7 protein-coding genes and 2 pseudogenes are annotated in these 8,319 nt (G+C 38.8%); 6 read left to right on the top strand and 3 right to left on the bottom strand.

Annotated features, from left to right (window positions below; all coding sequences use genetic code 11):
* The first annotated feature begins 153 nt into the window (after positions 1 to 153).
* The 4 genes from BFI01S_RS20100 to BFI01S_RS20115 all read left to right on the top strand — a co-directional run bounded on the left by BFI01S_RS20100 (position 154) and on the right by BFI01S_RS20115 (position 4,138).
* The gene (locus BFI01S_RS20100; protein WP_061794183.1) at positions 154 to 834 is read left to right on the top strand and encodes a response regulator transcription factor; all 681 of its coding nucleotides are present in this window, start codon (positions 154 to 156) and stop codon (positions 832 to 834) included.
* Complete coding sequence (locus BFI01S_RS20105) at positions 831 to 2,210, top strand: sensor histidine kinase (protein WP_061794184.1); 1,380 nt, start codon at positions 831 to 833, stop codon at positions 2,208 to 2,210. The genes BFI01S_RS20100 and BFI01S_RS20105 overlap by 4 nt, the downstream gene beginning before the upstream one ends.
* Positions 2,211 to 2,424: 214 nt before the next feature.
* Positions 2,425 to 3,459 carry an ABC transporter permease gene (locus tag BFI01S_RS20110; protein ID WP_061794185.1) on the top strand — a complete coding sequence of 345 codons (1,035 nt, stop codon included), beginning with the start codon at positions 2,425 to 2,427 and terminating at the stop codon, positions 3,457 to 3,459.
* Position 3,460: 1 nt separating this feature from the next.
* Positions 3,461 to 4,138 (top strand): ABC transporter ATP-binding protein, encoded by a 678-nt coding sequence (locus BFI01S_RS20115; RefSeq protein WP_061794186.1) that lies wholly within the window; start codon positions 3,461 to 3,463, stop codon positions 4,136 to 4,138.
* A 57-nt stretch (positions 4,139 to 4,195) separates the two neighbouring features.
* Here BFI01S_RS20115 and BFI01S_RS20120 read toward each other — a convergent pair whose 3' ends face one another.
* On the bottom strand, positions 4,196 to 5,863 hold the full coding sequence (locus BFI01S_RS20120) for a M4 family metallopeptidase (protein ID WP_061794187.1): 1,668 nt from the start codon (positions 5,861 to 5,863) through the stop codon (positions 4,196 to 4,198).
* 186 nt (positions 5,864 to 6,049) lie between these two features.
* On the opposite strand from BFI01S_RS20120, the pseudogene BFI01S_RS23820 reads away from it, so the two are divergent.
* Together BFI01S_RS23820 and BFI01S_RS23825 are read left to right on the top strand one after the other, a co-directional pair.
* Positions 6,050 to 6,322: pseudogene (locus BFI01S_RS23820) on the top strand (NAD(P)/FAD-dependent oxidoreductase); the annotation flags it as partial.
* Between the two features lie 12 nt (positions 6,323 to 6,334).
* Positions 6,335 to 6,586, top strand: a pseudogene (locus BFI01S_RS23825) (GMP reductase); the annotation flags it as partial.
* A gap of 165 nt (positions 6,587 to 6,751) precedes the next feature.
* Here BFI01S_RS23825 and BFI01S_RS24450 read toward each other — a convergent pair.
* Both BFI01S_RS24450 and BFI01S_RS20130 read right to left on the bottom strand, forming a co-directional pair.
* Positions 6,752 to 6,883, bottom strand: a complete 132-nt coding sequence (locus BFI01S_RS24450; protein ID WP_268875347.1) for a hypothetical protein — start codon at positions 6,881 to 6,883, stop codon at positions 6,752 to 6,754.
* A gap of 205 nt (positions 6,884 to 7,088) precedes the next feature.
* Positions 7,089 to 8,279 carry an aminotransferase-like domain-containing protein gene (locus BFI01S_RS20130; protein ID WP_061794189.1) on the bottom strand — a complete coding sequence of 397 codons (1,191 nt, stop codon included), beginning with the start codon at positions 8,277 to 8,279 and terminating at the stop codon, positions 7,089 to 7,091.
* Positions 8,280 to 8,319 lie beyond the last annotated feature (40 nt).

Below are 8,319 nucleotides of genomic sequence, written 5' to 3' on the forward strand. Positions count from 1 at the left end.
CTTTATTTTGAAATTTTTTAGGGTTGATTAAAAAATAATTGAGCTTGTAAATAAAGTGAACAGAAGGATCGATTAACCTTTGATACTTGATGTGCAGCTTATTACCGGATATTCTATTAGTGATTTCTATTTTTTGCATGGGGAGTATCTTAAATGACGAATATTCTAATTGTCGATGATGATATCCATATTTTAAAGCTGGTAGATGTTCATTTATCTGCAGCAGGGTATAAGGTATACGAGGCTCAGGATGGTATACAAGCTTTGAGCATCTTAAGTAATAAAAAATGTGATTTAGCAGTTGTGGATGTGATGATGCCTTATATGGACGGTTATGCCTTGACGAGAAAGATTCGTGATGTGCATGACATTCCAATCATCCTGTTAACGGCTAAGAATCAAATTGAGGATAAGGAAAAAGGTTTTCATTCCGGAACTGATGACTATATGGTCAAGCCTTTTGAACCAAAGGAGTTACTCTTTCGAATCAAAGCATTGCTTCGACGTTATGATAAACAGCCTGATGAATCAATTTTTCGTATTGGACATACGACTATAAACAAAAAAAGCTATGAAGTTCAAATTGGAGACCGAACGATATTTTTACCCTTAAAGGAGTTCGAACTATTGTATATTTTCATTTCAAATCCTATGCAGGTGTTTTCCCGGGACCATCTTATTGAACATATTTGGGGTTTGGATTATGAAGGGGATGAAAGGACTGTAGATGTCCATGTAAAAAGATTGAGGGATCGTTTTTCTAAACTGACGGATGATTTTCAAATTAAGACAGTACGCGGGATTGGTTATTTATTGGAGGCAAAACGTGGATGAAGTCTCTTTATGTGAAATTTGTTGTGATTACAACAGGAATCATGATTTTAAGCGGAATCTTAGCTTTTTTAATCTCAAATGCTTATTATCAGCAAACATTAAAACCCTATAATGATCAAAAAATCACAAAAATTGCCCTGGATATAACTGCATTTGCTGAAGAACATCCGAATATCAGTCTGAAGGAGTACCTCGAGAACCTTTCTGCCATAGGATATCAAATTTATCTGGCAGACGATTCAGGAAAGGAATCCTATTTTGGAGCAAAGTTCAGGGATAATACCCTTTCTCCTTCCACTAAAGAGCAAGTATTAAACGGTGATATTTATCATGGTATTATCCATTATCCACAAAAAACCTTTGTGACAGGCTTTTTTGCAAATGAACTTAAGAATACAATAGGTGTCCCTTTAAAGCATAATGGCATTAACTATGCTCTTTTTATTAGACCTGATATTAAGCTTCTTTTTAATGAGATGCATATTTTATTTGGCTGGCTTCTCGTATTAATGATTGTGATAAGCATCTTGATGGTAGTTGTCAGTACAAAATATTTAGTGAAGCCGATATCGAAATTAACAGCGGCCACAAAGTCACTTGCGAAAGGAAACTTTCATGTTGAGCTTGATATTAATCGCAGTGATGAATTAGGGGAATTATCACAAAGTTTTTTGCAAATGTCGCGTAAATTAGAACAATTGGATGAGATGAGAAAAGAATTCATCTCAAACATTTCTCATGACATCCAATCCCCCTTATCTAATATAAAAGGGTATACCAATTTATTGGAGAAAGAATCACTTGAATATAAAGAAAAAACAAAATACATCTCTGTCATAAACGGTGAAATTAGCAGGCTTTCGACATTGACAAAACAATTATTGCTTCTTGCCTCATTAGATCGCAATGAAGATATTATGAACAAAAAAACATTTAATGTTGCCCAGCAAATTAAGGAACTGGTTCGTAATTATCAATGGGTTGTAAATGAAAAAGACATTATGCTTGACTGCACCTTGCCAGATACAGAAATTACGGGTGACCCTTCTTTACTGAATACGGTTTGGGATAATTTATTAACTAATGCTATTAAGTATAATAATCCCGCTGGCAGTATTGAGATATCAATTGAAGAAAGCAGAGGATCGGTTTTTGTCACTTTTGCAGATACTGGGATAGGCTTGAACAAGAAAGAAATAGATAGAATATTTGACCGCTTTTACCGGGCTGATATCGCACGCTCGCGTTCAGTTGAGGGGACAGGGCTTGGACTTTCAATCGCTGCCACGATTGTTAAACTGCATGGTGGACAAATACATGTGAATAGTAAAGAAAAAGAAGGCACTGCATTTGTTGTTGAATTGCCTATTCGTTAATAAAGTCATTGATTGTGTCAGGAATTTTCCGTGGGCCCCACTGATCATGTCTGACACTTTTTGTATACTTTTCTTCACCTTCCGCTCATCTCTATGGGACCCCCTATTCGAAAATGTCTCCGCCCCGCTCCCTGCAATTTGTAACTTGTTGTTCATTTTCTGTTCATAAAAGAATTATAGACTAAGGATGTCAAAGGAGATTGGAGGAGATTTAATGAACATTGCATGGAAAGAAATCAAAAGAAATAAAATCCGTTTTTTAATATTAGGTTCAATCATTTTTCTAGTCAGTTTATTAACTTTTATTATTTCTGGTTTGGCAAATGGATTATCACAAGATAATGCTGCATTAATTAAAGACTTGCCAAACGGTGTATTCTATATGGATGAAGAAGCTGAGGAAACCTATAATTTGTCAAGAATAGACAGAAGTATCCAGGATGAAATATTAAGCAAACATAAGGAGGCTGCAGCGCTTTCCATACAAATGGGCTTTTTGAATGATGAAAACGATAAGCAGCGAAGCGTCGCCTTTGTTGCATCCACAGAGTCAACGTTATTTGAAAATGTTAAAAGCGGGGAAATCGTGCTTGATCGTTCATTGGAGGAAGAAGGCATCAAGGTTGGAGATACCTTCACGAATAATCAATATAGCAGCAAGTTTGTTGTAAAAGGGTTTGTGGATCAAAAGAAATATAGCCATGCGCCTGTTGCTTATATAAATTTGAAAGATTTCAAGGAAATTTACCGAGTAGAAGAAATGCAATTAATTTTCATGCCCGGAGGGGATCTGACATTAAATATTCCTGATTTACAATCATTCTCAAAGAAAGATTTTCTCAATACCATTCCGAGTTATAGTGCAGAACAGATGTCTTTAAATATGATTGTGTGGTTTTTAGTTGTAATTAGCGGAATGCTGTTTGCTATCTTTTTCTACATGATGAACGTTCAAAAAATTGGATTATACGGTATCTTAAAAGCTATTGGAGTAAAAACAAGTTCATTGTTTAAGATGATGTGGACTCAGATGCTTTTTATTACAATCATTGCACTGTTACTCTCTATTACATTTAGTCAAGTTTTTAATATGATTGCCCCTAAAGGAATGCCTTTTAGTCTAACCGCTACTACAACAGGGCTATTGTCATTGGTCTTCTTGATTATAGGTTTTATTGGAGCTACTTTATCAGGTATACAAATAAAAAAAGTTGAACCATTACAGGCGATTCAGCAAGGAGAGGTTTAATATGACTGTATTTTCAATTGATGAAGTGAGGAAAACATTTTCTAATGGTGAAGTGAAGGAAGAGATACTAAAAGGAGTTAACCTTTCTCTGAGAGAAGGTGAGATAACGGCGTTAGTCGGTGCATCAGGTTCTGGTAAAAGTACACTTCTTACAATCGCAGCTGGTCTTCAACCTGCATCAGGTGGAAAAGTACTATTTGAAGAGAAAAATATGACTGCCATGAGTCCGGAGCAAGTCCGAAAAATACGGGCATGTAAATTTGGTTTCGTGTTTCAATTTGCTCATCTTGTTCCGTTTCTCACAGTAGAAGAACAGCTCATGTTAATGTTGGATGTTTCTGAGCTGAAATTAAAGAAGGATGAACAAAAAGCAGAAATTGACAAAGTTCTAAAACTAGTTGGAATGGACCATCGGAAAAAAGCTTACCCGTCTTCATTGTCGGGCGGGGAAAAGCAGCGGGTTGCAATTGCCCGTGCAATTATCCATAAACCTAAAGTGCTCTTCGCAGATGAACCCACTGCCAGTTTGGATTCAAAAAGATCTAAAGATGTTATGCTGCTAATCAGGGATTTAACGAAAACCCTAAACATAACCACTCTAATCGTTACACATGATGAAGAAATGCTTTCTTTCGCCGATCGTATAATAAAAATGAGCGATGGCCAGATTGCAGGTTGATTAAAATCGGTGAAAAGGCATTACCCGGATGAATAATGCCTTTCACCTTATATTAACCTAGTAAATCCCCACGGCATCAAATCCAGATGCAGTTGCGGTATGTTCGGTGCTGCCTTCTCCGTATAGATCAATGGCAGACTGAACAATTGCCTGGCGTGCATCACTAAAATTAGAATTAGAGGTCAAATAAACAGTTAATGCACGGTAATAAATTTTCCCCAGCTTCTCCCTGCCAATTTCCTGCCCGATCAGGTAGGCTGCATGGTTTGTAATAGAAGAATTTACATGGACTCCGCCATTGTCGACATTTAAAGGCATGTCGTAATATTCATCCATATGTGCCGGATAGACTCCGCTGCCATATGCTGCTCTTTGCGGATTACTTACGACAACACTGTTAGGATCACTTAAGCTGCGCAATCTCGTTACTCCGTCAGCTTTAGCAGCAGGCGCCATAATGTCCTCGCCCATTTCCCAGTCATCATCGTCAACCAGAACCCCAAAGACATCAGCGAAGGATTCATTCAGGGCCCCAGATTGATTCCGGTATGCTAGGTTTGCAGTATGAGAGATTACACCATGGGTCATCTCATGGGCAGCAACATCAAGTCCCGCAGATAATGAAATGAAAAACTCACCGTCTCCATCGCCATAACCCATATAACGGCCGTTCCAGAATGCATTATTGTAATCTGTGCCCATGTGTACATAAGAATTGATAGCCATCCCTTCCCCGTCGAGAGAATTGCGGTTGTGTTCATTCAGGAAATACTCATATACCCTCTCGGAATTATAATGGGCATCTACTGCAGCACGGTCATAATCCCCTATAAACGCAGCCGAATTCCCGACATACAGGGCATCATTATTTGAATCCCAATCATTTTTAGAATCAAAAGTAAAAATCCCGTCCAAGTTCTCATGAGAGTAATCGGCTAACGCAAACTTTGTCCCGGAGGCACCTTCTTTCGTTCGGGTAATATGAAGCTCCCTATGATCTCCATTTACGCCTTTTCCGAATCCTTTCTGGGTTTTATTTTCTTCAGCATGCAGGATTCCATTGTATTGATCAATGACTTCACCCGATTTGGCGTCTACAAACACAAACCAGTTTCCAGGTTCATCTGCCATGAAGTTTACATTTACTTTATATGCCGTATGATTTTTCCCTTCAAACGGATAGATAACAAGTTCAGAAGTTGGCTCATATGTAAGATCCTTTGGAGCACGGACAGCGGATAAAGCTGTATTTACTGCAGCATCACGTTTTAAAGACACCGACGTATCCACTGCTTCATCGGCAATAGCCTGATTTACTCTTCCGTTCACGGATACTACTTCATTATTTTCATTATAATGGACAATTACTTCAGACCCTTCTACTTTCACACCATTGACTGCCTGATTAAACCTGACGTGGGTCATGCCAAGCTCATCTTTTTGTACATTTTTCACTTCCAGGTTTTTATCAGGACTTTTAATACCTGTTTGATCCTGATGCTTCTTTAAATAATTTAATGCGTTCGCCGGAGTGCTGGAAGAGAATTTCTCTGCAAATCTCTCTTTCACAAATAAAGGAACATTTGCTTTTTCATTCCATTCCTTGGAAGCTTGTACAGGCTGAACCTTCGCAGAATCTGCCGGCTCGGCGAAAACATTTACAGGAATGGAACCTGCCAATAACGCCGATGACAGCAATACAGGTGCAAGCAGCTTTTTTTTCATTATTTTGACCTCCTATTATTTAGATACTCTAAATTATAGAATAGGAGAGTCTTGATTGAATGAATAATACGAATTATTTTTTTATTGGATAAAATGTCGAATTAATAGTTATAAATTACCAAATCTCTTTCCATACACTAAATTATAATTAATATACAGGCTGAAACGATCATTTTATAGTTAACCGTGCTTTTTTGTCTATTCTGTGTACGCCACAATATTTTCAGGTACCATTCCCATCTCATTGACAAAGGAGTCGATTTGATATTAGAGGATGGAGTCAAGGCGTTTAAGGAGAACGGGAACACCATTGAACTGGCAAGCGGGACAGAGCTCTGCACGCACATGGCGATTTTATCCATAGGGGTAAAACCTGAAAATAAGCTGGCCCTCTTGGCAGGGCTGGATGTGGGACAGCGCGGGGGAATTCTTGTAAACGAGTATCTGCAAACGGAAGATCCAGATATTTATGAGAAAGACGGAAAGCTCTATAAAGAATACTTTGGCTCAGCCTCTGAATTTCAAAAAGGCGAAAAGAAAAATGTTGAAGGCAAAAGAATTTTAGTAGAGCACAAAGGATCATTAGCAGATACGCTGAAAGAAATGGAGCAGGATCTCCAGTCCTCTATTTCTTACGCAGGCGGCAACAAGCTGGATGCCATTTGTCATGTTGATTATGTTATCGTAAAAAATTCAATCTTTAATGGCGACAGGGTATTTTAAAATCCCATATACCTACCCTTCTAATAAAACCACAGAAGATGCCTGCACTTTTCCATCTGGCAGGCATCTTCTGTGGTTTCAGTATTTCCTTTTTAGATTCGACAAACACTTACGAAGACACTCAATTTCAAAAATATATGTTATGTACTCTTTGAGGTTAAGATCCTATAGACTGCAATCCGGCAGAGGTTCTTCATACCTCTCACGCTTTGCTCCCAATTCATCATCGGCAAGCAAGCGGACAATAGCTTGTAAATCTTCTTCATTTGTTTTTTCGAAAATGCATGGATAAATCACTCCTTCAAATTATAAGGGGATCGTGCTAGTAGATGTCAAAGCCAAGGACGGTACTGAGGTTAAAGTTAGACTTTAATTTAGAATTTACCGATCATTGACTGGCATTTTTAAAAAAGCCTAATTTCTGGCTTACAAAACCAAGATAATTAGGCTCTGTTTACTTTATTCCTCTTCATTTTTAAAAGTTCCATAGAAATGTTTTCATTTAAAGATAGGCCTCTGCGACTTTTCCCAGCCTGCGAATCCCCTCTGTTATTTCCTTCTCATCCGCATAACTGAAGGAAAGGCGCAGAAATTCCGTTCCGGCTTCCTGATCTTTGAAAAAGTACTTGCCAGGAATAAAAGATACCCCCTCTGCAAGGGCATGTGTCAGCAGTTCCGATGTATCGGCACCGGGAATCTTCATCCACACGAAATAACCCCCTTCAGGCACATACCAGGAAGCTGATTCAGGAAAGTACTGTTCCAATGCGGAGGTCAGAACATCGCATTTGGACCGGTATGTATCTCTCAAGGTTACCAGTTTATTATTAAAATCCGTGTTTGCCAAATAAACAGCCATGGCAGATTGAGCAAACGGATGGTTCAGATCTTTTTTAAACCAGGCGCATGCATGGATTATTTCACTTGCTCCCGCTATCCATCCTATACGCATACCCGGGGCCACTATCTTGGATAACGAACCGACATGCAGAACCCGGGAGCTTTGATCCATTGCTTTAAGAGTGGGGAGACTTTTATTAAATGATAATTCCCCATAAGCATCATCCTCCACTATTAGGAAATTATACTTATTGGCAAGCTCCAATACATGCTGCCGGCGCTCTCCTGTCATCGTTGTGCCTGTAGGATTTTGAAAGGTTGGGATCGTATAAAGAAAACGCGGCAGAGCGAGCCCTTTTTGCTTTCTATCCTCTAGAATCTCTTCCAATACATCTGTTTGAAGTCCGTTCTTGTCTACAGGAATACTAATTGTATGTTTTGTGTAGTTTTGGAAAATTTCTAAAGCCTCCATATAAGTAGGAGATTCTATTGCCACTATTGACTCCTCATCAAGGAGAATACGGGCAATCAAATCGATCGCCTGACATGCACCTGAAGTGATCAAAAGCTCTTTTTCAGCAACAGATATCCCCCGCTCTTTCAATCTCTTTAAAACCTGTTCCTTGAGTTTTATTATTTTGGGACTTCCTATATAATGGAGCGGCAAATCATGCTCTTCCTCTAATAAACTCTTAACAGCTGCCTTTACCTCTTTATCAGGCATAAGGGCTGAAGCTGGATAGCCGCAATGCAGGCGTATACACTCATCTGGAATCTCCGGAATCCACTCCCCAGGGGGATTATTCTGAAGTGCTAATTTGATGTTGTCAGGAAAAAAAGAAGCGGCATTCACTCCAATCCACACCCTTCCAGCAGTTTTTTTTTTATTCAGT

It is taken from the genome of Cytobacillus firmus NBRC 15306 (assembly GCF_001591465.1).
GTDB lineage: Bacteria > Bacillota > Bacilli > Bacillales > Cytobacillaceae > Cytobacillus > Cytobacillus firmus.